At 74.3% G+C, this 21,668-nt stretch carries 21 protein-coding genes; 12 read left to right on the forward strand and 9 right to left on the reverse strand.

Annotated features, from left to right (window positions below; translation table 11 throughout):
- Positions 1-219: 219 nt before the first annotated feature.
- A complete protein-coding gene (locus ACFWMZ_RS18220; protein ID WP_383182928.1) occupies positions 220-1,650 on the reverse strand; it encodes a lipase maturation factor family protein in 1,431 nt (476 codons plus the stop codon).
- A 122-nt stretch (positions 1,651-1,772) separates the two neighbouring features.
- Here ACFWMZ_RS18220 and ACFWMZ_RS18225 point away from each other — a divergent pair, with 122 nt between their 5' ends.
- The 6 genes from ACFWMZ_RS18225 to ACFWMZ_RS18250 all read left to right on the forward strand — a co-directional run bounded on the left by ACFWMZ_RS18225 (position 1,773) and on the right by ACFWMZ_RS18250 (position 8,871).
- A complete protein-coding gene (locus ACFWMZ_RS18225; protein ID WP_383202612.1) occupies positions 1,773-3,848 on the forward strand; it encodes a SpoIIE family protein phosphatase in 2,076 nt (691 codons plus the stop codon).
- Positions 3,849-3,900: 52 nt separating this feature from the next.
- Positions 3,901-4,761, forward strand: coding sequence for an Fpg/Nei family DNA glycosylase (locus ACFWMZ_RS18230; protein WP_383202615.1), 861 nt, complete (start codon positions 3,901-3,903; stop codon positions 4,759-4,761).
- 87 nt (positions 4,762-4,848) lie between these two features.
- Positions 4,849-5,613 carry a LytR/AlgR family response regulator transcription factor gene (locus tag ACFWMZ_RS18235; protein ID WP_383182935.1) on the forward strand — a complete coding sequence of 255 codons (765 nt, stop codon included), beginning with the start codon at positions 4,849-4,851 and terminating at the stop codon, positions 5,611-5,613.
- 95 nt (positions 5,614-5,708) lie between these two features.
- Positions 5,709-6,080: a hypothetical protein gene (locus ACFWMZ_RS18240; protein ID WP_383182938.1), complete on the forward strand. Its 372-nt coding sequence runs from the start codon at positions 5,709-5,711 to the stop codon at positions 6,078-6,080.
- Entirely contained in the window at positions 6,077-7,660 is a 1,584-nt protein-coding gene (locus tag ACFWMZ_RS18245; protein WP_383202618.1) for a cation acetate symporter, read from the forward strand. The genes ACFWMZ_RS18240 and ACFWMZ_RS18245 overlap by 4 nt, the downstream gene beginning before the upstream one ends.
- Entirely contained in the window at positions 7,657-8,871 is a 1,215-nt protein-coding gene (locus ACFWMZ_RS18250) for a sensor histidine kinase (protein ID WP_383182942.1), read from the forward strand. Before ACFWMZ_RS18245 ends, ACFWMZ_RS18250 begins: the two co-directional genes overlap by 4 nt.
- Before the next feature lie 22 nt (positions 8,872-8,893).
- Here ACFWMZ_RS18250 and ACFWMZ_RS18255 read toward each other — a convergent pair whose 3' ends face one another.
- A complete protein-coding gene (locus tag ACFWMZ_RS18255; RefSeq protein WP_383182944.1) occupies positions 8,894-9,391 on the reverse strand; it encodes a winged helix-turn-helix transcriptional regulator in 498 nt (165 codons plus the stop codon).
- A gap of 93 nt (positions 9,392-9,484) precedes the next feature.
- Between ACFWMZ_RS18255 and ACFWMZ_RS18260 the strand changes: the two genes are divergently transcribed.
- Positions 9,485-10,129 carry a dihydrofolate reductase family protein gene (locus ACFWMZ_RS18260; protein WP_383202621.1) on the forward strand — a complete coding sequence of 215 codons (645 nt, stop codon included), beginning with the start codon at positions 9,485-9,487 and terminating at the stop codon, positions 10,127-10,129.
- Positions 10,130-10,149: 20 nt separating this feature from the next.
- Here ACFWMZ_RS18260 and ACFWMZ_RS18265 read toward each other — a convergent pair whose 3' ends face one another.
- The 3 genes from ACFWMZ_RS18265 to ACFWMZ_RS18275 form a co-directional block, all read right to left on the reverse strand.
- Positions 10,150-10,662 carry a hypothetical protein gene (locus ACFWMZ_RS18265; RefSeq protein ID WP_383202623.1) on the reverse strand — a complete coding sequence of 171 codons (513 nt, stop codon included), beginning with the start codon at positions 10,660-10,662 and terminating at the stop codon, positions 10,150-10,152.
- 133 nt (positions 10,663-10,795) lie between these two features.
- Positions 10,796-11,350 carry a sigma-70 family RNA polymerase sigma factor gene (locus tag ACFWMZ_RS18270; RefSeq protein ID WP_383202626.1) on the reverse strand — a complete coding sequence of 185 codons (555 nt, stop codon included), beginning with the start codon at positions 11,348-11,350 and terminating at the stop codon, positions 10,796-10,798.
- 216 nt (positions 11,351-11,566) lie between these two features.
- A complete protein-coding gene (locus ACFWMZ_RS18275; RefSeq protein ID WP_383182952.1) occupies positions 11,567-12,028 on the reverse strand; it encodes a universal stress protein in 462 nt (153 codons plus the stop codon).
- Between the two features lie 116 nt (positions 12,029-12,144).
- Between ACFWMZ_RS18275 and ACFWMZ_RS18280 the strand changes: the two genes are divergently transcribed.
- Positions 12,145-12,999 carry a polysaccharide deacetylase family protein gene (locus ACFWMZ_RS18280; RefSeq protein ID WP_383202629.1) on the forward strand — a complete coding sequence of 285 codons (855 nt, stop codon included), beginning with the start codon at positions 12,145-12,147 and terminating at the stop codon, positions 12,997-12,999.
- 31 nt (positions 13,000-13,030) lie between these two features.
- Here ACFWMZ_RS18280 and ACFWMZ_RS18285 read toward each other — a convergent pair whose 3' ends face one another.
- Positions 13,031-13,708, reverse strand: a complete 678-nt coding sequence (locus tag ACFWMZ_RS18285; protein WP_383182956.1) for a class F sortase — start codon at positions 13,706-13,708, stop codon at positions 13,031-13,033.
- An 896-nt stretch (positions 13,709-14,604) separates the two neighbouring features.
- Here ACFWMZ_RS18285 and ACFWMZ_RS18290 point away from each other — a divergent pair.
- The gene (locus ACFWMZ_RS18290) at positions 14,605-15,102 is read left to right on the forward strand and encodes a hypothetical protein (protein ID WP_383182958.1); all 498 of its coding nucleotides are present in this window, start codon (positions 14,605-14,607) and stop codon (positions 15,100-15,102) included.
- A 40-nt stretch (positions 15,103-15,142) separates the two neighbouring features.
- On the opposite strand, the gene ACFWMZ_RS18295 is transcribed toward ACFWMZ_RS18290, so the two are convergent.
- On the reverse strand, positions 15,143-15,907 hold the full coding sequence (locus ACFWMZ_RS18295; RefSeq protein ID WP_383182960.1) for a hypothetical protein: 765 nt from the start codon (positions 15,905-15,907) through the stop codon (positions 15,143-15,145).
- A 15-nt stretch (positions 15,908-15,922) separates the two neighbouring features.
- The gene (locus ACFWMZ_RS18300; protein WP_383202631.1) at positions 15,923-16,510 is read right to left on the reverse strand and encodes a hypothetical protein; all 588 of its coding nucleotides are present in this window, start codon (positions 16,508-16,510) and stop codon (positions 15,923-15,925) included.
- Positions 16,511-17,000: 490 nt separating this feature from the next.
- Here ACFWMZ_RS18300 and ACFWMZ_RS18305 point away from each other — a divergent pair, with 490 nt between their 5' ends.
- Together ACFWMZ_RS18305 and ACFWMZ_RS18310 are read left to right on the forward strand one after the other, a co-directional pair.
- On the forward strand, positions 17,001-17,813 hold the full coding sequence (locus ACFWMZ_RS18305; protein ID WP_383182962.1) for an SAM-dependent methyltransferase: 813 nt from the start codon (positions 17,001-17,003) through the stop codon (positions 17,811-17,813).
- Positions 17,810-19,930, forward strand: coding sequence for a putative bifunctional diguanylate cyclase/phosphodiesterase (locus ACFWMZ_RS18310; RefSeq protein ID WP_383182965.1), 2,121 nt, complete (start codon positions 17,810-17,812; stop codon positions 19,928-19,930). The genes ACFWMZ_RS18305 and ACFWMZ_RS18310 overlap by 4 nt, the downstream gene beginning before the upstream one ends.
- Positions 19,931-19,947: 17 nt before the next feature.
- Here the strand turns inward: ACFWMZ_RS18310 and ACFWMZ_RS18315 are convergent, their stop codons facing one another.
- Complete coding sequence (locus ACFWMZ_RS18315) at positions 19,948-20,862, reverse strand: LysR family transcriptional regulator (protein WP_383182967.1); 915 nt, start codon at positions 20,860-20,862, stop codon at positions 19,948-19,950.
- A 93-nt stretch (positions 20,863-20,955) separates the two neighbouring features.
- Between ACFWMZ_RS18315 and ACFWMZ_RS18320 the strand changes: the two genes are divergently transcribed.
- Positions 20,956-21,666, forward strand: coding sequence for a succinate dehydrogenase (locus ACFWMZ_RS18320; protein ID WP_383182969.1), 711 nt, complete (start codon positions 20,956-20,958; stop codon positions 21,664-21,666).
- The last annotated feature ends 2 nt before the right edge of the window (positions 21,667-21,668 follow it).

The raw sequence follows: 21,668 nt of genomic DNA on the forward strand, positions 1-21,668 counted from the left end.
GCGTCGGGCGGCGCGCGCCGGCGGGGGGGGGGCGGGGGGGGGGGCGCGTGGCGGGGGCGCCCCCCGGGGGCCCCCCCCCGGGGCCCGGCGCTCGCCGGAGCCCCGGCCGCCCGCGACGGTCCACGGCAGCAGGGGAACAGCGACAGCACGGCCCCGCGGTGTCTCTCGCCAAGGGGGGCCGTTTTCGGACATACCGAGCCGGTTCCCCTGCGGCCCCGCTCACTCCCCGGGATCCTTCCGGCCCGTCAGCCGCGTCGGCCCGATCCGTTCGCGGACCAGCGTCCGGTGCCACCAGTCGCCGGTCGCCCGCCGCTCCGCCCGGGTCGTGAAGCGGTACCGGTACAGCAGGACCCGCACGTGGACCGGCGGCGCGTCGGCCGGGAACGGGGAGTGCCGCAGCAGGCGCAGCGTGTCGCGGTCGCCGGTGAGCAGGCGCTCCACGAAGCCGTCGAGCCAGGCCCGGGCGTAGGCCGGGGAGAGCGCCGCGAACCACATCATCCAGTCGAGCCGCAGATGGTACGGGGCGAACTGGCGGGGCCGCCGCGCCGGATCACCCGGCTTGCCCCGGAACTCGTAGGCCAGCCACCGCGTCTTGGGGCCCGGCGCGGCGTCGTCGGTGCCCTCCACGACCAGCTCGTGGCGGACGCGGCTCACCGTGCCGAAGGCGCCGTAGGAGTTGACCAGCCGCAGCGGGTCCCAGGAGCGGTTCATCGTCTGCCCGCGAGAGAGCAGGTTGCGGAGCGGGCGGAAGCTGAGCGCCAGCAGCCCGGCCGTCGCCGCGCAGACCACCACCACGTACCAGAGCGGGGGAGACGGCAGCGCGCGCTCCCCGGCGAGCGGGGCGAGGTCGAGGACGGTGACCGCCAAGGCGATGGTCAGCCAGTTCAGCCAGGCGAAGTTGCCCGAGGCCACCAGCCAGAGCTGGGTGACGATCATGACGCAGGCCGCCGCGCCCGCCACCGGCTGCGGCGTGAAGAGCAGCACCGGCACCCCGAGCTGCACGACGTGGTTGGCGGCCGCCTCCACCCGGTGCACCGGGCGCGGCAGCAGATGGAAGAAGCGGCTCAGCGGACCGGGCATCGGCTGCGTCTCGTGGTGGTGGTAGAGGCAGGTCAGCTCCCGCCAGCAGCGGTCCCCGCGCCACTTCACCAGCCCCGCCCCGAACTCCACCCGGAAGAGCGCCCAGCGCAGCAGGAGCAGCACCGGCAGCGGCGGGGCCACCCGGTCGTTGCCCAGCAGGACGGCGAGGAAGCCCGTCTCCAGGAGCAGCAGCTCCCACCCGAAGCCGTACCAGAGCCGTCCGGCGTTGACGAAGGACAGGTACAGCACCCACGGCACCGTCCACAACAGCATCGCGCCCCACAGCGGGAGCAGCCCGTCGGCGCCCGCCAGCAGCGCCGCCGAGACCGCGCACCCCGTCCAGGCGCAGCAGGCGAAGAACCGGTCGGAGCGGCGCGGCAGCAGCAGGCTCGGCGTCGTCCGCCACTGCTTCCAGGTGACGGAGACCGGTACGGGAGTCATCCCCCGGCTGCCGTTCAGGGCGCGGAACTGGAGGGCCGTGGTGAGGAAGGCGACCAGGTAGAGCAGGGCCAGCAGGCGCTGGAAGACCAGGCGGCTCAGCCAGTACTCCGGCGCCGCGAACCATTCCATCGGGGCCTCTCCTCCGTGCCGGGGCGGGTCCATCGTCCCCCTTGAGGACCCGGGGACCGCGTATTGGCCCCCGGGGACGGCGAAATATCGACCTATCCCCCCAAGGGTGGGAAAGTGAAAACATGGCTGACCGGGGTGCGAACGCCCACTCCCTCCCGGACGACTGGCCGGCGGACCCGGACCCGATCCTGGCTCTGAACCGTATGGGCAGCTTCGACTGGGACCTGGACAGCGGCCTGATGGCGATGGACAGCCAGGCGCTGGCCGTGTTCGACATGCGCCCCGAGGAGTACGACAACAACCCGGAGACCCTCTCCTCCCGGGTGCCGCACGACGAGGCGCGGCGGCTCGACGAGATCGTCTCCGAAGCCCTCAAACAGGGCGTGGAGAACTACGGCGGCTACTTCCGGATGCGCTGCCGCGACGGCACCCTGCGCTGGACCCACACCCAGGGCTACATCCGCCGGGACGAGGACGGCCGCCCCCTCCGTATCGTCGGGCTGGTCCGCGACGCCACCCAGGAGCTCAACGACACCACCGCCCGCAGCCGCCGCATCGACCGGCGCCGCCGCGAGGCGGGCATCGTGCAGTCCACCACCGACGCCCTGGCCGGCGCCCGCACCCTCGCCGACGTCGTCGAAGTCCTCCAGGACCCGGACGTCCTGGAACGCCTCGGAGCCGCCGACATCGCGCTGGGCCTGCTCGAAGGCGGCCGCATCCGGCTGCGGGCGACCGGCCCCGCCGACGGCTTCGTCAGGGAGGCCGAGCAGATCCGGCTGGACGAGCCCTATCCGCTGAACGAGACGATCCGCACCCTGGAGCCCCGCTTCATCGAGAGCCGGGCCGAGTTCGAGCGCCGCTATCCGCGTCTCATCGGCCACCTGCGGCGCAGCAGCATCCGCTCCGCCGCCTACCTGCCGCTCATCGCCCAGGCCCGCCCCATCGGTGCCCTCGCCGTGTACTACCGCGGCGACACCCAGTTCGGCGAACGCGCCCGCACCCTCCTCATCGGCCTTGGCAGCACCATCGCCCAGAGCGTTCAACGGGCCCTCTTCTACGAACAGGAGAAGGACCTCGCCGAGGGTCTCCAGCAGGCCATGCTGCCCCGCACCATTCCCGCCGTCCCGGGCGCGCAGATCGCCGTGCGCTACCGCTCCGCCCGCGCCGGGCGCGACGTCGGCGGCGACTGGTACGACGTCATCCCGCTGCCCGGCGGCCACGTCGGCCTGGTCATCGGCGACGTCCAGGGCCACGACACGCACGCCGCCGCCGTCATGGGGCAGCTCCGCATCGTCCTGCGCGCCTACGCCGCCGAAGGGCACCCGCCCGCCACCGTGATGGCCCGCGCCTCCGCCTTCCTCGAAGAGCTGGACACCGACCGGTTCGTCACCTGCCTGTACGCCGACGCCGACCTCACCACCGGGGTCATGCAGATGGTCCGGGCCGGCCACCTCGACCCGCTCATCCGCGCCGCCGACGGCGCCTGCACCCGCGTCCCGGTGCCCGGCGGCATGCCCCTCGGCCTCTCCGTCGGGTTCGGCGAGCTCCAGTACCCGGTCGCCACCGTCGAACTCGACCCAGGCAACACCGTCATCCTCTGCACCGACGGCCTCGTCGAACGTCCCGGCGACGACCTCGACGACGGCTTCCGCGCCCTGGCACGGCTGGTCCGCGACGGGCCGCGGAGTCTCGACGCCCTCGCCGACCTGCTCTGCGCCGACGTCGACAGCCGCGACGGCCAGGACGACGTGGCGATCCTGCTGATGCGCCGCCGTACCGGCTCCACCCCGGCGGCGGGCGGGCGGCTGCGCCAGCACGTCGCGCCCGAGGACCCCGAGGCACTCGCCGGGGCCCGCCACCTCATCCGGGCCGCGGTCCGCTCCTGGGGCTCCGGCGAGCGCGCCGACGAGATCGAACTCGCCGCCGACGAGATGATCACCAACGCCCTGATGCACACCGAGGGCTCGGCCGTCGTCACCCTGCGCGTGCTGACCGGCACCGACCGGAGGCTGCGGGTCGAGGTCGAGGACACCTCCAGCGCCCTGCCGCGCCGCCGCGAGGCCGGTGCGGACGGTGTCTCCGGGCGCGGCCTGCTCCTGGTCGACCGGCTCGCCGACGGCTGGGGCGTCGAGGCGCGCGGCACCGGCAAGTGCGTGTGGTGCGAGTTCGTCGTCCCGCCCGGGCCCGACCGCGTCTGAGCGGTCCCCCGTACGGGAAGCGCCCCGGCCGCCGCTGAGGCAGGCTGGAACCATGCCGGAGCTGCCCGAAGTCGAAGCCCTGCGGGAATTCCTCTCCGTCCACGCCGTCGGCCGCACGGTGGAGCGGGTCCTGCCGGTCGCCTTCCACGTCCTGAAGACCTACGACCCGCCGGCCACCGCCCTGGACAAGCAGCCGGTCACCGCCGTCGACCGGTACGGCAAGTTCCTCGACCTCACCGTCGGCCCCCTGCACCTCGTCACCCACCTGGCGCGCGCCGGGTGGCTCCGCTGGAACGCCAGCTTTCCCGCCGCGCCGCCCCGCCCCGGCAAGGGCCCGCTGGCGCTGAGGGTGGTCCTCGACGGCGGCTCCGGCTTCGACCTCACCGAGGCAGGCACGCAGAAGCGCCTCGCGGTGTACGTCGTCCGCGACCCCGCCGAGGTCCCCGGCATCGCCCGGCTCGGCCCCGACCCGCTCGCGGACGGCTTCGACCGCGACCGGCTCGCCGCCCTCCTCGCTCCCGAGAGCCGCCTCCTCAAAGGCGCCCTGCGCGACCAGAGCCTGATCGCGGGCGTCGGCAACGCCTACAGCGACGAGATCCTGCACGCCGCCCGGCTCTCCCCGTTCAAGAACGCCGGACGCCTCACCGACGAGGAGACCACCGCCCTGTACGAGGCGCTCCGCACCACCCTCGCCGACGCCGTCGAACGCGGCCGGGGCGTCGCCGCGGGCCACCTCAAGAAGGAGAAGAAGAGCAACCTGCGCGTCCACGGCAAGGAGGGCGAAACCTGCCCCGTCTGCGGCGACACCATCCGCTCCGTCAACTTCGCCGACTCCTCCCTCCAGTACTGCCCCACCTGCCAGACCGGCGGCAAGACCCTCGCCGACCGCCGCCTCAGCCGCCTGCTGAAGTGAGTCGGCCCGCGGCGCCGGCCTCGGCAGGGCCCAGCCAGGGCCCGGACGGATTGGCCGGAACGCGACCAGCACCTACACTCCACCGGCATGCTGCGCGTACTGGCTGTGGACGACGAGGAACCGGCGCTGGCCGAACTGCTCTACCTGCTGCGCGCCGACCCCCGGGTGCGCGCGGCGGAGGGCGCGACCGACGCCACCGAGGCGCTGCGGCGCATCACCCGGGCCGTGGAGGCGGGACCGGACAGCGACGAGGCCATCGACGTGCTCTTCCTCGACATCCAGATGGCGGGGCTCACCGGGCTCGACGTGGCCCGCCTGCTGGCCGGTTTCGCCCGCCCGCCGCTCATCGTCTTCGTCACCGCCCACGAAGGCTTCGCCGTGCGCGCCTTCGACCTCAAGGCCGTCGACTACGTCCTCAAGCCCGTCCGCCGCGAGCGCCTCGCCGAAGCCGTCCGGCGCGTCGCCGAACAGGCCGAGGCGCTCGGATACCGCAGGGCCGCACCGCCCGCCACCACCACCCCCGACACCATCCCGGTGGAACTCGGCGGCGTCACCCGGCTCGTCGCCGTGCAGGACATCGCCTACGCCGAGGCCCAGGGCGACTACGCCCGCCTGCACACCCAGGACGCCAGCCACCTGGTCCGCGTCCCGCTGACCACCCTGGAGGAACGCTGGCAGCAGCACGGCTTCGTCCGCATCCACCGCCGCCACCTCGTCGCCCTCCACCGCATCGACGAACTCCGCCTCGACGGCGGCTCGATGAGCGTCCGTGTCGGCGACGCCGAACTCGCCGTCTCCCGCAGGCACGCCAGCCGGCTGCGGGAACTGCTCCTCGGACGCTCCGCGGGCTGACCCCCGTGACCTGCCCGTTCGCCGCCGACCCGGCCGCATCGAAGGGCGCGGCGCACCCCTTCAACCCGCCACGCCGAGCGGTTAGACTCCCCGCCGTGTCCGCAGAGCCAGCGCCGCGCCGCGAGACCGTGACCGGCGAACCCCGGCGCGTGCACCGGCCCCAGCGCCCCCACACCCGCTGGGAGATCGACGAACAGACCACCCTCGGCGCCGCCTACGTCCGCTCCCTCATGCGCGGCCAGCTGCGCACCGGGCTCGCCGCGTTCGCCGTCCTCGTGCTGCTCCTGGTCACCCTGCCGCTCTTCTTCGGCGCCCTCGGCAGCGCCACGGTCGTCTGGGCCGTCCTCGGCTTCGCCGCGTACCCCGTCCTCGTCGTCATCGCCTGGTGGTACGTCCGCCGCGCCGAGCGCAACGAGAGCGACTTCGCCCGCCTCGTCGAGGGCGCCGAGCACCGCGGTGGGCCGTGAACCCGGCCTACGCCATACCGGCCGTCGCCGCCGTCGTCCTCGCCACCGTCCTCATCGGCGGCTTCGGCCTGCGCCTGTCCCGCACCACCTCCGACTTCTACGTCGCCTCCCGCAGTGTCGGCCCCGGCCTCAACGCCGCCGCCATCAGCGGCGAATACCTCTCCGCCGCCTCCTTCCTCGGCGTCGCCGGCCTCCTGCTCGTGCACGGCCCGGACATGCTCTGGTACCCGGTCGGCTACACCGCCGGCTACCTGGTCCTGCTCGTCTTCGTCGCCGCCCCGCTGCGCCGCTCCGGCGCCTACACGCTGCCCGACTTCGCCGAGAGCCGCCTGGAGTCCCGCCAGGTACGGCTGCTCGTCTCCATGTTCGTGGTCGGCGCGGGCTGGCTCTACCTCGTCCCGCAGCTCCAGGGCGCCGGACTGACCCTCTCCCTGCTCACCGGCGCGCCCCGCTGGCTCGGCGGGGCCGTCGTCGCCGCCGTGGTCATCCTCGCCGTCGCCGCGGGCGGGATGCGCTCCATCACCTTCGTGCAGGCCTTCCAGTACTGGCTCAAACTCACCGCGCTGCTGATCCCCGCCTTCTTCCTGCTCATCGTCTGGCACCGTGACGGCGGCGCCGCCCCCGCCTTCCCCGACATCCCCGCCGCCCTGCTCGGCGGCGCCGGGGCGGACCAGCCGCTCGCCACCAGCCGCGCCGACCACCCGCTCTACGCCACCTACGGCCTGATCGTCGCCACCGTCCTGGGCACCATGGGCCTGCCCCACGTCGTCGTCCGCTTCTACACCAGCCCGCACGGCCGCGCCGCCCGCCGCACCACCCTCATGGTCCTCACCCTGGTCGGCTTCTTCTACCTGCTGCCGCCCGTCTACGGCTGGCTCGGCCGCCTCTACGCACCCGCCCTCAGTCAGGCCCACGACGCCGACGCCACCGTGCTGCTCCTCCCGGGCCTGATGGTCGGCGGCGTCGGCGGGGACCTCCTCGGCGCCCTCGTCGCCGGCGGCGCGTTCGCCGCCTTCCTCTCCACCGCCTCCGGCCTCACCATGGCCGTCGCCGGGGTGCTCACCCAGGACGTGCTGCCCTCCCGCGGCGTGCGCCACTTCCGGTTCGCCACGGTCCTCGCCATGGCGGTGCCGTGCGCCGGAACAATCCTGGTCAGCGGCGTCCCCGCGGCCGACGCCGTCGGCATGGCCTTCGCCGTCTCCGCCTCCGCCTTCTGCCCCCTGCTCGTCCTCGGCATCTGGTGGCGCCGCCTGACCCCGCCCGGCGCCGTCGCCGGGCTCCTCCTCGGCGGTGGCGCCTCCCTGCTCGCCGTCGGCCTCACCGTCGCGGGCGTCGTCCGCTCGGGCTGGCTGCACACCCTGCTGGCCTGGCCCGCGGTCTGGTCGGTCCCGGTCGGCTTCCTCACCATGGTCCTCGTCTCCCTCGCCACCCCCGGCAGCGTGCCCCCGCACACCAGCACCACCATGACCCGGCTCCACCTCCCCGAGGCCCTCACCGTCCGCCGCCCGCCCCCGGCCGACGAGCCCGCCCCCGCCGAGCCGCCCGCCCGCCGCCTGCGCGTCACCGGAGGCGGCCGATGAGCTCCACCGCCACCGCCGTCCTGCTCGCCCTCTGCCCGCTGCTGCTCGCCGGCGGCTTCCTGGCCGGGCGCCGCACCGCCCACCCGGCCGGGCGCAGCGACCTCGGCACCCCCGTCGAACGCGCCACCTTCGAGACGCTGCACACCGCCTCCCTCGCCGCCCCGCCGCTGCGCGCCGGACTCACCGAGGACAGCGCCCGCAAGGCCGCCCGCAGGCTCCGCTCGCTGCTGGGCACCGACGCCCTCTGCCTCACCAACCGCTCCACCGTGCTCACCTGGCACGGCACCGGCGAACACCACGCCAAGCAGGTCCTCGACCACCTCGCCGACGTGCTCGACGCGGGCCGCAGCGCCGCCTTCGACTGCGGCTGCCGCGCCGACGACTGCCCGCTGCGCTGGGCCGTGGCCGCCCCCATCGTGGTCGACCAGCGGGTCCTCGGCGCCCTCGTCGCCTACGCGCCCCGCGAGTCGGCGGTGCTGGCGCGTGCCACCGACGAGGTGGCCCGCTGGGTCTCGGTCCAGCTGGAACTGGCCGAGCTCGACCGCTCCCGCACCCGGCTCATCGAGGCGGAGATCAAGGCGCTGCGGGCCCAGATATCCCCGCACTTCATCTTCAACTCGCTGGCCGCCATCGCCTCTTTCGTCCGCACCGACCCCACCCGCGCCCGCGAACTCCTCCTGGAGTTCGCCGACTTCACCCGCTACTCGTTCCGCCGCCACGGCGAGTTCACCACCCTCGCCGACGAACTCCACTCCATCGACCAGTACCTGGCCCTGGTCCGCGCCCGCTTCGGCGACCGGCTCGCCGTCACCCTCCAGATCGCCCCCGAGGTGCTCGCCGTCACGCTGCCCTTCCTCTGCCTCCAGCCGCTGGTCGAGAACGCCGTCAAACACGGCCTGGAGGGCGCGGTCACCCGCAGCCGCATCACCCTCACCGCCCAGGACGCCGGAGCGGAGGCGGAGGTCGTCATCGAGGACGACGGCGTCGGCATGGACCCCGACCGGCTCCGCGCCATCCTGCGCGGCGAGGGCGGCCCGTCCGCGGGCGTCGGCCTGCTCAACGTGGACGAACGCCTGCGCACCGTCTTCGGCGACGCGTACGGCCTGGTCATCGAGACGGCCCGGGGCGCCGGCACCCGCATCACGGTGCGCATACCGAAGTTCCGCGCGGGCGTGCACTCGTCGCCGCCTGAGGCGGGGCAGCTGCCCTGACGGGGACCGCGAGCGGCGGTCGTCAGGGAGCCTGCGACCGGGCGGCCTCGTACGCCTGTCGCAGCTGCTCGGAGGCGGCGAGGGAGCTGCGGGATTCCGGAGTGACGCCGAGGTGCATCTCGCGCAGTTCGTCCATGAGGTCACCGACGAGGTGCGGCGAGTCCGCGAGGATGCGGGCCCGCACCGCGAGTTCCGGGGTAGTGGGCCTGTGCCGCAGCCCCCACGCGCCGAGGGCGACCATCACGGGGAGGGTCTGGATGCCGGCCTCGGTGAGGGTGTAGGTCGCTCGCTGGCCACGACGGGCGGCATCGTCGCGGGTGAGGAGGCCCGCCGCGACGAGCTTGCGCAGCCGGCCGGCGAGGATGTTGGACGCGATGCCCTCTTCGTTCCGGGTCAGCAGGTCGCGGAAGTGACGACGACCGCCGAAGATCACGTCACGGAGCACGATCAAGGTCCACGGGTCGCCCAGAACCTCCACCGCGGCATTGATCGCACACCCCGAACGCGGCTCCTCGCGCATCGCCCACCTCCTGACTGATTGCGGCTCGCAACTCCTCATCGTAAGGTGCGTCAACCAGTTGCGGATCGCAATCACTCAGGGAAGCTGGACCACATGGCCAAGGCCCGCGTGCACAACTTTCACGTCTCCCTCGACGGCTACGGCGCAGGCGAGACGATCACGCTCGACGCACCCATCGGCGGCGCCGAGGGGCTGTTCGCGCGCTTCGACGGACGGGTCATCGACGGCGTGGACGCCGTGGAAGACCCGATCACCCTCGACCGGGCTCTCACGAGCACCTGGGGTCAGGGCATCGGGGCCGAGATCATGGGCCGGGGCAAGTTCGGTCCGCAGACCGGCGAGTGGACCGACGACGGCTGGCGGGGCTGGTGGGGCGACGAGCCGCCCTTCCGCACGCCCGTGGTGGTGCTCACCCACCACCGGCGTGACCCCCTCCACTTCGACAACGGGACGAGCTTCCACTTCCTCGACGCCACACCCGAGGACGCACTCGCCTACGCCCAGGACCTCGCGGGCGGCCGGGACGTTCGCGTCGGCGGCGGCCCCTCCACCGTCCGGCAGTTCCTCGCGGCCGACCTGGTCGACTTCATGCACCTGGTCACCGTGCCCCTCACCCTCGGCGCGGGGGTCTCGCTGTGGGACGGGATGGCCGGAGTCCAGGACCGCTTCACCATCGAGTCGGTGCCCTCGGCGAGCGGCCTCACCCACCACTTCTGGAATCGCGTCACGTCCGGCTGAGGCCTGTTTCGACCGGCCGCTCAGAACAGATGGATCGCCAGATGCCCCAGCGGCAGCCCCAGCCGCCACGCCGGGGTCCACACCTGCGGCCGCTCCTCGTCCGGCACGCCACCGCCGGGGACCGCGTCCAGGTCGGGGGCGAGGAGTTCGGTCTCCTCCAGCCACCGCCAGGCCGCCCGCGCGAGGCGCAGGTCCGCGTCCTCGGCGCCCCGGGCACCGCGCTCGGTGAGCCGCTCGGCGAGCCGCTCGGCGATCCACTCCTGCCAGGGCTGGTCGTACGCGGTGAGCGCGAGCCAGCTCTCCAGCTCGGTCACGACGCGGATGCCCGAGAGGGCGTCCTCGGTGTCGGCGAGGAAGACGGTGAGGGCCAGCGCCTCCCGCCCGGCCCGGAACTCGAAGGTGGTCGGCGGCATCAGGTCCCCGGTGCGCAGCAGTTCCTCCGCGATGTACTCCGCGTAGAACCACGCCATCGGCACCGCCGTGCCGCCGGTGCCGCCGCTCCCGTCCGTGCCGGTCCCGCTCTCGTACCGCATGCCGTCCTGCCTTCCTCCGGTCCGCGTCCCCGCCACCCGGGCCGGTGGCCCGCGAGGGCGGACAGGGACAGCCGATTACCGCGAGGGGCCACCCGGCAAGGCGCTTTGCCGAGCTTTGACCGAGCGTACGGTTTCAGCGCAGGTCGGTCGCGTATCCCGGCAAAACCCTGCGCAGGGCGCGCAGGGCGTAGTAGGCGCGGGACTTGACGGTGCCGACCGGGATGCCGAGCGTCGCGGCGGCCTCGGCGACGCTGGCACCGCGGAAGTAGACCTGGTGCAGGACGGCCCGGTGCTCGGGGCTGAGGGTGCGGACGGCCTGCCGTACGTCCAGGGTCGCCGCCGAGCGCTCCGCGTGGTCGGCCGCCACCCGGGAGTGGTCCAGGACCGCGTCGCCCACCTCGGCGGGGCGGGCGCGGCGGGCCCGGCGCGCGTCGATGGCCAGCCGCCGGGCCACGGTGAACAGCCAGGGCCGTATCGACCCGTAGCCGGACCGCAGCGCCTCCGGGTGCTGCCAGACGCGGACGAAGGTCTCCTGGACGAGGTCCTCCGCGCGCTGGCGGTCGCCGTCGGTCAGGCGGAGAAGGTAGGCGAAGAGGGCTCCGCCGTGCTCGTGCTGGAGGGCCGCGAGCTCCCGCTCGTGGGTGCGCGCCGCCGGAGCCTCGACAGTGGTGTGGGTCACGGTGGTCATGGGCGTATGCCAACGCAGCCCGCCCGCGACCGACATACGCCGCGCACCGATCTGCGGCGGGCGGTCGATGCTGTCGGTGAGTGGTGCGGCGAACGGGCGACCGGCCCGGGGGACCTGTCCCGCGCGGGCCGCGAAGCGGCGGGCGGCGGCCATCTCCGCCGGTCACCGCCGCGTGCGGCGCCGTGCCGGGGGTCAACGCCGTGCGCCGCCGACGCCTCAGGGGACGACCGTCACCGGCCAGCGGCCCGCCTTCACCAGGCGGACCGCCACCGAGCCGACGATGCGGTGCCCCGCCTGCTCGGAGGCGCCGACCACCACGGCGTCCGCGGTCAGCTCCTCCGCCGCCTGGACCAGGCCGGTGTACGGGTCGCCGTGGAAGGTGTGGAACTCCCAGCGCACCTCGTAGAGGTCCCGCAGCCGCTCGGCCGAGGCGCGCACCTCCTGCATCAGGTCCTCCGCCAGACCGTCCGGGGCGGCCGGGACGGGCATGCCCATCGCGCTGGAGACGGCGGCGACCGGCTGGACGTAGACGATGGCCAGCAGCGACTGCTGGCGGCGGGCGAGCCCGGCCGCGTACGCGGCCGCGCGCAGGGAGGGTGCCGATCCGTCGAGGCCGGCGAGGATCACCTTCGGCCCGTCCGTGCCGCGTTCGAACGAGGACGACTGGTGGCTGGTCACAGCGCAGAGGATAGGCGTTCGCACCCGCGGACGGTGGCGCGTCCCATCGGGTGCATGTCACCTCCCGCGCGGTGTGGGGGAGCGGCGGCGGGCCGCCCGCGTGCGAGGCATGAGATATGACGAACGACGCGTCCCTGGTCCCCCGAAGATTCCTGCTGCGGACCGCCGCGGTCCTCGGCGCCGCCGTCACCACCCGCCTCCTCACCGCCGACCCCACCGCCGAACCCGGCGGGGCAGCCCCGTCCGGCGGACCGCCCCCCGCCGCCTCCGGACCCGGCGCCGCCGTCCCCGCGCGGCCCGACCACCGGCTGCGGCCGCTCGCGGGGTACGGGGCCCCCGAAGCGGCCCGCCGCCTGCCGACCCCGGTGCGGACCCGGCCCATCCTGCGGATGGCGGGCGCCGCCCACCCCATGGTCCTCACCTTCGACGACGGGCCCGACCCGCGCTACACCCCGCCCGTCCTCGACCTGCTCCGCCGCCACCACGTGCGGGCCGCCTTCTTCGTCTGCGGCGAGATGGCCGAGACCCAGGGCGGGCTGCTGCGGCGGATGGTGGACGAGGGCCACGTCATCGGCAACCACTCCTGGTCGCACCCGCTGCTCACCCGGGCCTCCACCGCCGTGGTCCGCGCCGAACTGGAGCGCACCAGCGAAGCCGTCGAGCGGGCCGTCGGACAGCCCCCGCAGTGGATGCGCGCCCCCTACGGCGCGTGGAACCGCCGGGTCTTCCGGCTCGGCGCCGAACTCGGCATGGACGCCTTCGCCTGGACCGTCGACTCCCTGGACTGGAAGGAGCCCGGCACCCGGACCATCATCGACCAGGTGCTGAACGGGGCGGGGCCCGGTGTCATCGTGCTGGCCCACGACGCGGGCGGCGACCGCTCGCAGACGGTGGCCGCACTCCGCACCTACCTGCCCCGGCTCCTCGCCGACGGCCACCGCTTCACCGTGCCGGTGCGCGGGGAGGTCTGACACCCGGCCGGGGGGAGGGGCTCGGGCCGCCTCAGCGCACGGCGCTCAGGCGGGCGAAGACCACCACGTTGGCGTCGTACCCCTCGCCCTGCCGGTAACGGCCGCCGCAGGTGATCAGCCGCAGCTCCGGGCGGCCGGTGCCCGCGTACACCCGGCGCGCCGGGAACCCGTCCTTCGGCACCACGTCCACGCCGTACACGGTGAAGACCGCCGCCCGCCCGTCGGCGCGGGCCACCTCGACGCGCCCGCCCTTCTCCAGCGCGCCCAGTCCGTGGAAGACGGCGGGCCCGTCGGCCCCGTCCACGTGCCCGACCAGGACCGAGGTGCCGGACTCTCCCGGGGCCGGGGAGCCGGTGAACCAGCCCGCCGGGTGGGGCGCGCGCGCAGGCGGCGGATCGATCCAGCCCTCCCGGTCCAGCCCCACCGGCCGCACCGGCGCGTCGACCCCGGCCCCCGGCACCCGGACCCGCAGGGCGGGCGACGCGGACAGGCCCGTGGGGGAGGCCTGCGCGGTGGTGGCGCCGGACGCGTCGGCGGGGGAGAGGGCGCCGGTCGCCGCGGCCGGGGCGGGCTGCGGGGGGTGGCTGTCGAACTCGCCCGACCCGTTGCGGATCAGGGCCAGCCCGGTCAGCAGGAGCAGGGCCAGGACGCCCCACGGCGCGGGCCAGGAGGGCGGCCCGAGGCGGTCGAAGGGCCGGGGCTCGGGCATGGTGGCTTCCCTTCTCGACGCGGCCGGGCGGGCCTGGGCGCCACGGTATGCGCGGCCCGCCGGGGCGGCGACAGCGTCGGGGCGAACGGGTGGTCGCCCGCGCGGACCGACGCCGCGTCCCGCGAGCGGGAACGCCGACTCGCGTGCGGAACCGGGTCTTTTGACGGGGTGTTCCCCAGGGCGGGGTTGCGCTTTCGGCGGCGCCTGCCCAGTAGGGGGGACCGTGCCCGGGTTACTGGGCGCGCGGGTGGGCTTCGTTCCGACACGAAGGGGCCTGAGCGAGCTCGGCCCACCCTCGGGGGCTCAGCGGTGGTGGGCGAGCCGCCTGACGGGCCGTCGCCGGGACGCGGCCGTGCTCCTCGATCTACCGGGGCCCCGACTCCACTCTGTGCGCGCGGGCGGCATTCGAGGCACACGTGCGCCTTCGGCAACCCCGGCGGCGCGCGGGCCGATTCGCTGACCTCTGATGGTGTGTCGTGTGCACGGGACGCGCACACGTGGCGGCGCGGCAGTCTGGCGGAGGGCGACATCCCACGGCCGGAGTCCGGCGAGACGCACCGGGCCCCCGCGCGACCCGGTGGGCCGTGGCTTCCCGACGGCGCTCCGCCCGTCCGTGATGCGCTCCCTGACGCCGCGCCACGCCGTTGCCGGAGGGGCCGTGCGGTGGGTCGTCCCGTCCGGGCGCGGCCATCCGGGTCGTCGCACCGGCCGGTTCCTGACCGGCCGTGAGCTGCGAGAACCGTTCCGCGCCCGGCCGCTCGCCGGCGTGTCGGCCACCGGATCGGACGCGCGCCGACATGCGGGCGCCCCCGCGCGGTCCGATGGTCTCCCGTGGGAGGCGCTGCCGCCGACCGACCGGGGGACAGCCCCCGGGGTGTCTCCCGCGGAGGTCCCAGATGCGTACTCCCCGTGGCCGCACGGCCGCCGCCGTGTGCGTCCTGCTGGCGCTGTCGGCCCCGTCGGCCGCGGCGGACGGTGGTCCCGGCAACATCGTCGTCGCCCCGTCGGTCACCACCCGGGACGAGCCGGTCACGGTCACCGTCCACGCGGCCTCCTGCCGCAACGGCTCGGCCTCCTCCCCGGCCTTCGGCCGCACCCCGCTGACCCCGCAGGCGGACGGCGACGGCGGCCACGCCACGCCCGCCGTGGCCCGCGACGCGGCGCCCGGGAGTTACGACATCACGGTGACGTGCGACGATGGCCGCTCCGTCACCCGCACCGCGGCCTTCACCGTCATCAACGGCGGCGTACGGGGCGGCCACGGCCCCGCGCCCTCGGACGGCGCTTCCACCGCCGACCTGGTCATCGGCGGCCTCATGGTGGCCTCCGCTCTTATCGGCGGCGGAGTGCTCTGGCTGCGGGGCGAGGGCGAGGGACGCCGCTTCCCGGCGTGAGTGGCGGCCCGGCGGTCGAGGGACGGGCCGCCGCCCCGCGCTACTTGGTCACATGCGGGAAGAATTCCAGGAACGGCTCCGCCGTGGTCGCCACGCCTCGGCTGTAGGGCGCGTCGAAGTCCCAGATGAGGAAGAGCAGGAAGGCGATCAGGGCGGAGAAGAGACCGGCGAGAATCATCTCCCGGGCCGTCCGCCGGATCTGTAGCGCGAAGATCATCCCCAGCGTCACCAGCCCGCCGGTGATCAGCCCGAACCAGACCACGCCCGGCATCGTCGCCTCGGCGCTGTCCGCGCGGGCGCCGCGGGCCTGGTCCGCCGCCATCACCTGGTCCATCAGCGGCTGGTACGCCTGCGCCTCGAACTCGTCGGCCGGCTCGTAGTCGGTGACGTCGTGGCGTACCCGGTCGAGCAACCGCGCGCCCTCTTCGGTGAGTTCGCCGCGATCGGCCATCGCCTTCCACTCGACGGCCGTGACATGGCCGACATAGGCGTCGACATCCGCCCGGATGCGGTCCCGGACGTCCGCCGGATAGATGCGCACCCGCTCCGTGACCTCGTGCAGCGCCTGCGCCTCGGCCCGGACGTGGTCCTCTGCCGCGTTCCGCGCCTCCCAGACGCCCGCGATGGCCAGACCCAGCACGATCGCGTAGACCACGCCGATCATCATCGTCATGTACTCGATGACGTCCGGCGTCTCGCTGGGGTCGTCGTCGTCACCCACGCGCCGGTGGCGCAAGGTGGTCACCAGCACGACGACAGCGCAGACGACCGCCATCGCGAGAATGAGAACAAGCCATTCCGACATGGGTTCCTCCGGCGGTCAGCGGGGCCGCAGCGCGGCGACCGCGAGGACCGCGGGTGCCGTGATGAGCAGGGTGAGCGAGACGAGCGAGGGGCCGTGCCGGGGCTGCGTGCGCCGGGCGGGCGGCCGGTACGCCGGGTAGACCACCGGTTTCACCGAGGGCCGGGGCGCCGCCGAAGGCGTCGGGGACGGCTCCGGTGTCCGGGTGGGCGTGGGGGCAGGCGCGGGCGGTGGGGGCGCGGGCGGTGGGGGAGGTGCCGGACGCGTCGGAGGCGGAACGGCCTTCGGCGGCTCGGGGGTCGGCGTCGGCGCGGGCGGAGGTGGCGGGGGAGGGGGTGGTGGAGACGGAGGCGGGGGCGGGGGCGCCGTCGGCGTGGGGGCCGGCGGGACCGGCCCGGCCGAGCAGTCGCCGTCGGTGGAGACCGACACCCCGCTGTCGTCGCCGTCACCGATCGAGGCGTAGCCGCAGTCGGAGGCATGGGCCTGCGGGGGCGTCGTCAGCAGCCACGCCAGGCAGGCGACCGCCAGCAGGCAGGCCGCCCGGAGCAGCGACCGGAGCCCCGGCGGAGGGAAGGGGGCGACCGGCCCCCGCGCGGATACGTGCACGCCTCGGATCATGGGCCGCCCGCACCCGCCGTACGCGTCGGCCGGGACCGATTGGTCCGAACGGGTGGTGGCCGCGCGTTCGGGTTTATCCGGGCGCCGGACCGGCGCGGTAACGCCCGGCGCGCGTGTCCCCGCGGCCGCCCGTCAGGTGTCGCCGGTCACTCCGGGGCCCGCGGGGCATGTGCGCTCCTGAGGACCGGCCCCTTCGCTCCGTGCGCGGACGGTGCCGGATTCCCACCGCGGATTCCCCGCGCTTCTGCGGTACCTGGTCCGCTTTTCTTCTCTTCGCCCACCCGCGCCGCGTGTGCCGCGCGCCTCTTCCACTTGAGTCCGGGGGGTTCCGGGGGACATGATCCACCCTGCCCCCGCAGCGCCGCTGTCGCAGGCTGTGACTGAGAACGGACGGTCAATTTCCGCTTCAGGTCGCTGTATTGGCGGGTGATCAGTAGCCTCTGCCCGAACACCGGCTGTCCACCTCTGGGAGACATTGATGGAGCGTCCCGCCTGGGCGCCGCGAGGTATCGACATCACGGTGCCGAGCGTGTCCCGCATCCATGACTACTACCTGGGCGGTTCGCACAACTTCGAGGCCGACCGGGAGGCCGCCCGCCGGGCGATGCGGTTCCTGCCGGGGCTGCCGAAGATCCTCCGGGCCGACCGGGCCTTCACCCGCCGCGCCGTGCGCTGGGCGGTCGGCCAGGGCGTCACCCAGTTCCTCGACATCGGCTCCGGAATCCCCGCCTTCGGCAACGTCCACGAGTCCGCCCGCGCCGCCGACCCCGGTGCCCGCGTCGTCCTCGTCGACCACGACCCGGTCGCCGTCGCCCACAGCCGTACCGTGCTGGAGGGCGACGAGCGCGCCGGTGCGTTCGCCGCCGACCTGCGCAGACCGCGCGACATCCTGGAGCACCCGGTGACGGCCGAGGTGCTGGACCTCACCCGGCCGGTGGCCGTCCTCTTCGTCGGCGTCCTGCACTTCGTGGCGGACGCCGACGATCCGTACGCGGCCGTCGCCGAACTCACCGACGGGCTCGCCCCCGGCAGCCTGCTGATCCTCACCCACGCCGCCCTGGACGCCGTCCCGGCCGGCGAGGACGGCGTCCGCGGCGCCGTCGAGGTGTACCGCTCCGTCCGCACCCCCCTGGTGACGCGCTCGCGCGAGGGGATCGCCCGCTTCCTCGACCGGACGGAGCTGGTCGAACCCGGCCTCGTCCCCCTGCCCCGGTGGCGCCCCGACGGGCCGCCCGAGGACGAGGACCCGTACGCCTTCTCGGGCTTCGGCGCCGTCGGGCGGGCCGCGTGAGCGGGCGCGCCGAGGCCGAGGACCGGCTGCGCCGGTTCGCCGCGATCTGGAGTCGCGCCGTCTACCCGGTGACGACCACCTCCCGAACCCGCGCCGAACTGGAGGACCAGCTCCTGCCGCTGGCCGGCCGGCTCAGCGAGGCACTCACCGACCGCACCCTGGAGGCGGAGGCCGGGCAGTACGCGGGCGCCGCCCTGGTGGCCGCCCACTGCACCGACCCCGAGGCGCTCAGCCGCAGCCTGGACGTGGTCGACTCCTACCTCGTGCTGTACTGCGGGACCGACGGCGACCGCGAGGAGCAGCGGGCCCGCTGCTCGCGCCTCCAGCACCGGATGGCCGCCGGGTACGCCCGTGCCCTGCGCGACCGCACCCTCGCCGAGCAGGAGGCCGTCGCCCACGCGGCGCTGGACGCCCGCAGCGCCGTCGCCGAGGCCCTGCACGACAGCGAGGCCCGCTTCCGCGCCGTCTTCCAGGGCGCCGCCATCGGCATCGCCATCGCCTCGCTCGACGGCCGGGTGCTGGAGGCCAACGACACCCTGGTCCGCATGTTCGGCGGCCTCGGCCACCCGGTCCGCCGCAACCTCACCGAGTGGGTCCACCCCGACGACGCGCCGCACGTCTGGAACCTCTACGGCGAACTGGTGCGCGGCGAGCGCGAGAGCTACCGCGTGGAGAAGCCCTTCTTCCGCAGCGACGGAACGGTCCTGTGGACCAACCTCACCGTCTCCCTGCTGCGCGACGCCGACGGCGAACCCCAGTACCAGCTGGCGCTGCTGGAGGACACCACCGAACGCCGCCTGCTCCACCTGCGCCTGCGGTACGAGGCCACCCACGACGCGCTCACCGGGCTGCCCAACCGCACCCTCTTCTTCGAGCGGCTGGAGAAGGCCGTCACCCGCCCCGACGGCCACTTCTCCCTCTGCTACCTGGACCTGGACGGCTTCAAGACCGTCAACGACAGCCTCGGCCACGCGGCGGGCGACCGGCTGCTGGTCGAGGTCGCCGACCGGCTCCAGTCCTGCGCCACCGCCCCCGGCGAGATGGTGGCCCGGCTCGGCGGCGACGAGTTCGTCGCGCTCACCACCGACCCGCGCGACGAACCCGGCCACAGCGAGCTGGCGGGGCGCATCCTCCAGGCGCTGGAGGCTCCGATCCGCATCGACGGCCGGGAACTGCTGGTCCGCGGCTCCATCGGGGTCGTCGACGGGCCGACCGGCGAACGCGGCCCCGCCGAGGTGCTCCGCAGCGCCGACATCACCATGTACCGGGCCAAGTCGGCGGGCGGCAACCGCTTCGAGCTGGCCGACCCGGAGTCCGACGCCCGCGCCATCACCCGGCACGCCCTGACCACGGCCCTGCCCGCCGCGCTGGAGCGGGGCGAGTTCTTCATCGAGTACCAGCCGCTGGTCCACCTCGGCGACGGCAGCGTGCGCGGCGCCGAGGCGCTGGTGCGCTGGGCCCACCCGCAGCACGGGGTGCTCGGCCCCGACCGGTTCATCCCGCTCGCCGAGGACACCGGGCTGATCGTGCCGCTGGGGCGGTGGGTGCTGGAAGGCGCCGTCCGCCAGGCCCGCCGCTGGCAGGGCGCCGACACCGGGCCGCTCAGGATCAACGTCAACGTCTCCCCGATGCAGCTCCACCACCCCGGCCTCGTCACGGACACCGTGGACATCCTGGAGCGGGAGGGGCTGGAGCCGGGCGCGCTCTGCCTGGAGCTCACCGAGTCCGCGCTGATAGGAGCCGACGACGACCTGCTGAAGCCGCTGCGGCGGCTCGCCGAGATGGGCGTCGACATCGCCCTGGACGACTTCGGCACCGGCTACTCCAACCTCGCCAACCTCCGCCGCCTCCCGGTGAGCGTGCTCAAGCTCGACCGCTCCTTCACCCGGGGCATGCAGCAGTACCCGGCCGACCCGGTCGACCGGAAGATCGTCGAGGGGATCGTCGCGCTCGCCCACAGCCTGGACCTGTCGGTCACGGTCGAGGGGGTGGAGACCGGCGCCCAGGCCGACGCCCTGCGCGAGCTCGGCTGCGACACCGCGCAGGGCTGGTTCTACGCCCGCCCCGGCCCGCCCGACCGCCTGCACACCCTGGCCCTGGCGGACGCCACGGGCTGACCCGGCGCGGTGCCGGCTCAGCCTTCGGCGGCCGGCTCCCGCACCGTCCCGGTCGTCTCCAGCAGCATCCGCTGGAGCTCGCGGGCGGCGCGCGGCGGGTCGACGTCGCCGCGCCGGGCCAGCCCGATCGTCCGGTGCAGTCCGGGTGAGGCGAGCGGGGTGACCTGGACGTCCTGGCCGGCCCTGGTGGCGACCATGCGCGGTACCACGGCGTGGCCGAGCCCCGCGCGGACGAAGCCGAGGACCGCGTCCATCTCGCCGCCCTCCACCGCGAGGGTCGGCTCGAACCCCTCGGCCCGGCAGGCGGAGACCGTCAGCTCCCGCAGGTCGTACCCGTGCCGGAACATCACCAGCCGCTCGCCCGCCAGGTCCGCGATGCGCACCGGATGGTGGCCCCCGGGGACCGGCACGTCCCGGCCGGAGACCACGACGAGGTCCTCGCGGAGCAGCTCGGTGGTGAGCAGAGCGGGGGAGGGGCTGGGCAGCGGCAGCACCACCAGCGCCAGGTCGAGCGCGCCGCGCGCCAGCTCGCGCACCAGGTCGTGCGAGCCGTTCTCCTCGATCATCAGCCGGATGCCGGGATAGCGGTCGTGGTAGGAGCGCAGCACGTCCGGCAGGAGCCCGGTGCACAGGCTCGGGGTGGCGCCGAGGCGGACCCGGCCGCTGCGCAACTGGGCCAGCTCCTGCACCTCGTGGCGGGCGGTGTCGGCGTCCGCCAGGATGCGCCGGGCCAGCGGCAGCAGGGCCTCGCCCGCGTCGGTCAGGGTGATGTTCCCCCGCGCGCGCAGGAAGAGGTCGGCGCCCAGCTCCCGCTCCAGGGCCCGGATCTGCTGGGAGAGGGAGGGCTGCGCCACGTGCACCGTCTCGGCGGCCCGGGTGAAGTGGCGGGTCTCGGCGACCGCCACGAAGTAGTGGAGCTGCTGGAACTGCATATCGTCACATTACACCCGAATAGGCTAGGGCTATGGAAATGAGCTGTTCCATGTCTTGGACCTCTCGGGCCTTCCGGCCCTACCGTCATGCTCATGGCTCTGGCAACGAGGACGGACCGACGGCCGTCCACGATCCGCACGCTCTGGGACTCGTCCGTCGGCAAGAAGACCGTGATGGCCGTCTCCGGCCTGGTCATGCTGCTCTACCTGGTCGTCCACATGCTGGGCAACCTCAAGATCTTCTTCGGACCCGGTGAGTTCAACGGCTACGCCGCCTGGCTGCGCAGCATGGGCGAGCCGTTCCTGCACCACGAGTGGGCGCTGTGGATCGTGCGGGTCGTGCTGCTGGCCGCCGTGGTCCTGCACGCGGTCGCCGCCGCCCAGCTCAGCCGCCGCGACATCAAGGCCCGCCCGGTCAAGTACGTCCACAAGCGGCCGCCGCGCGCCAGTTACGCCACCCGCACCATGCGCTGGGGCGGGATCATCCTCGGCCTGTTCATCGTCTGGCACATCCTGGACCTGACCACGGGCACCGTCCACGCGGGCGACTTCCAGCACGGCCAGGCGTACCAGAACGTGGTCGGAACCTTCTCCACCTGGTACGGCAACGCGATCTACATCGTCTCGATGGTGGCGCTCGGCCTGCACATCCAGCACGGCTTCTGGAGCGCCGCCCAGAGCCTCGGCGCGGGCAGCAGGAGCCGGGACCGGCTGCTGAAGGCCACCGCCAACATCCTGGCCCTCGTCCTGACGCTGGGCTTCATCGCCGTACCCGTCGCCGTCATGACCGGATTGGTGAGCTGACC

This window comes from Streptomyces sp. NPDC058373, assembly GCF_042723275.1.
In the GTDB taxonomy this organism is placed as follows: Bacteria; Actinomycetota; Actinomycetes; order Streptomycetales; family Streptomycetaceae; genus Streptomyces.

What these genes read in the sequence shown, in the direction of transcription:
- ACFWMZ_RS18250 (WP_383182942.1), top strand. Translation starts at nt 7,657, where the DNA reads ATGAGCTCCACCGCCACCGCCGTCCTGCTCGCCCTCTGCCCGCTGCTG.
- ACFWMZ_RS18265 (WP_383202623.1), bottom strand. Translation starts at nt 10,662, where the DNA reads ATGCGGTACGAGAGCGGGACCGGCACGGACGGGAGCGGCGGCACCGGC.
- ACFWMZ_RS18260 (WP_383202621.1), top strand. Translation starts at nt 9,485, where the DNA reads ATGGCCAAGGCCCGCGTGCACAACTTTCACGTCTCCCTCGACGGCTAC.
- ACFWMZ_RS18235 (WP_383182935.1), top strand. Translation starts at nt 4,849, where the DNA reads ATGCTGCGCGTACTGGCTGTGGACGACGAGGAACCGGCGCTGGCCGAA.
- ACFWMZ_RS18230 (WP_383202615.1), top strand. Translation starts at nt 3,901, where the DNA reads ATGCCGGAGCTGCCCGAAGTCGAAGCCCTGCGGGAATTCCTCTCCGTC.
- ACFWMZ_RS18255 (WP_383182944.1), bottom strand. Translation starts at nt 9,391, where the DNA reads ATGCGCGAGGAGCCGCGTTCGGGGTGTGCGATCAATGCCGCGGTGGAG.
- ACFWMZ_RS18280 (WP_383202629.1), top strand. Translation starts at nt 12,145, where the DNA reads ATGACGAACGACGCGTCCCTGGTCCCCCGAAGATTCCTGCTGCGGACC.
- ACFWMZ_RS18220 (WP_383182928.1), bottom strand. Translation starts at nt 1,650, where the DNA reads ATGGAATGGTTCGCGGCGCCGGAGTACTGGCTGAGCCGCCTGGTCTTC.
- ACFWMZ_RS18320 (WP_383182969.1), top strand. Translation starts at nt 20,956, where the DNA reads ATGGCTCTGGCAACGAGGACGGACCGACGGCCGTCCACGATCCGCACG.
- ACFWMZ_RS18270 (WP_383202626.1), bottom strand. Translation starts at nt 11,350, where the DNA reads ATGACCACCGTGACCCACACCACTGTCGAGGCTCCGGCGGCGCGCACC.
- ACFWMZ_RS18295 (WP_383182960.1), bottom strand. Translation starts at nt 15,907, where the DNA reads ATGTCGGAATGGCTTGTTCTCATTCTCGCGATGGCGGTCGTCTGCGCT.
- ACFWMZ_RS18285 (WP_383182956.1), bottom strand. Translation starts at nt 13,708, where the DNA reads ATGCCCGAGCCCCGGCCCTTCGACCGCCTCGGGCCGCCCTCCTGGCCC.
- ACFWMZ_RS18315 (WP_383182967.1), bottom strand. Translation starts at nt 20,862, where the DNA reads ATGCAGTTCCAGCAGCTCCACTACTTCGTGGCGGTCGCCGAGACCCGC.
- ACFWMZ_RS18225 (WP_383202612.1), top strand. Translation starts at nt 1,773, where the DNA reads ATGGCTGACCGGGGTGCGAACGCCCACTCCCTCCCGGACGACTGGCCG.
- ACFWMZ_RS18305 (WP_383182962.1), top strand. Translation starts at nt 17,001, where the DNA reads ATGGAGCGTCCCGCCTGGGCGCCGCGAGGTATCGACATCACGGTGCCG.
- ACFWMZ_RS18290 (WP_383182958.1), top strand. Translation starts at nt 14,605, where the DNA reads ATGCGTACTCCCCGTGGCCGCACGGCCGCCGCCGTGTGCGTCCTGCTG.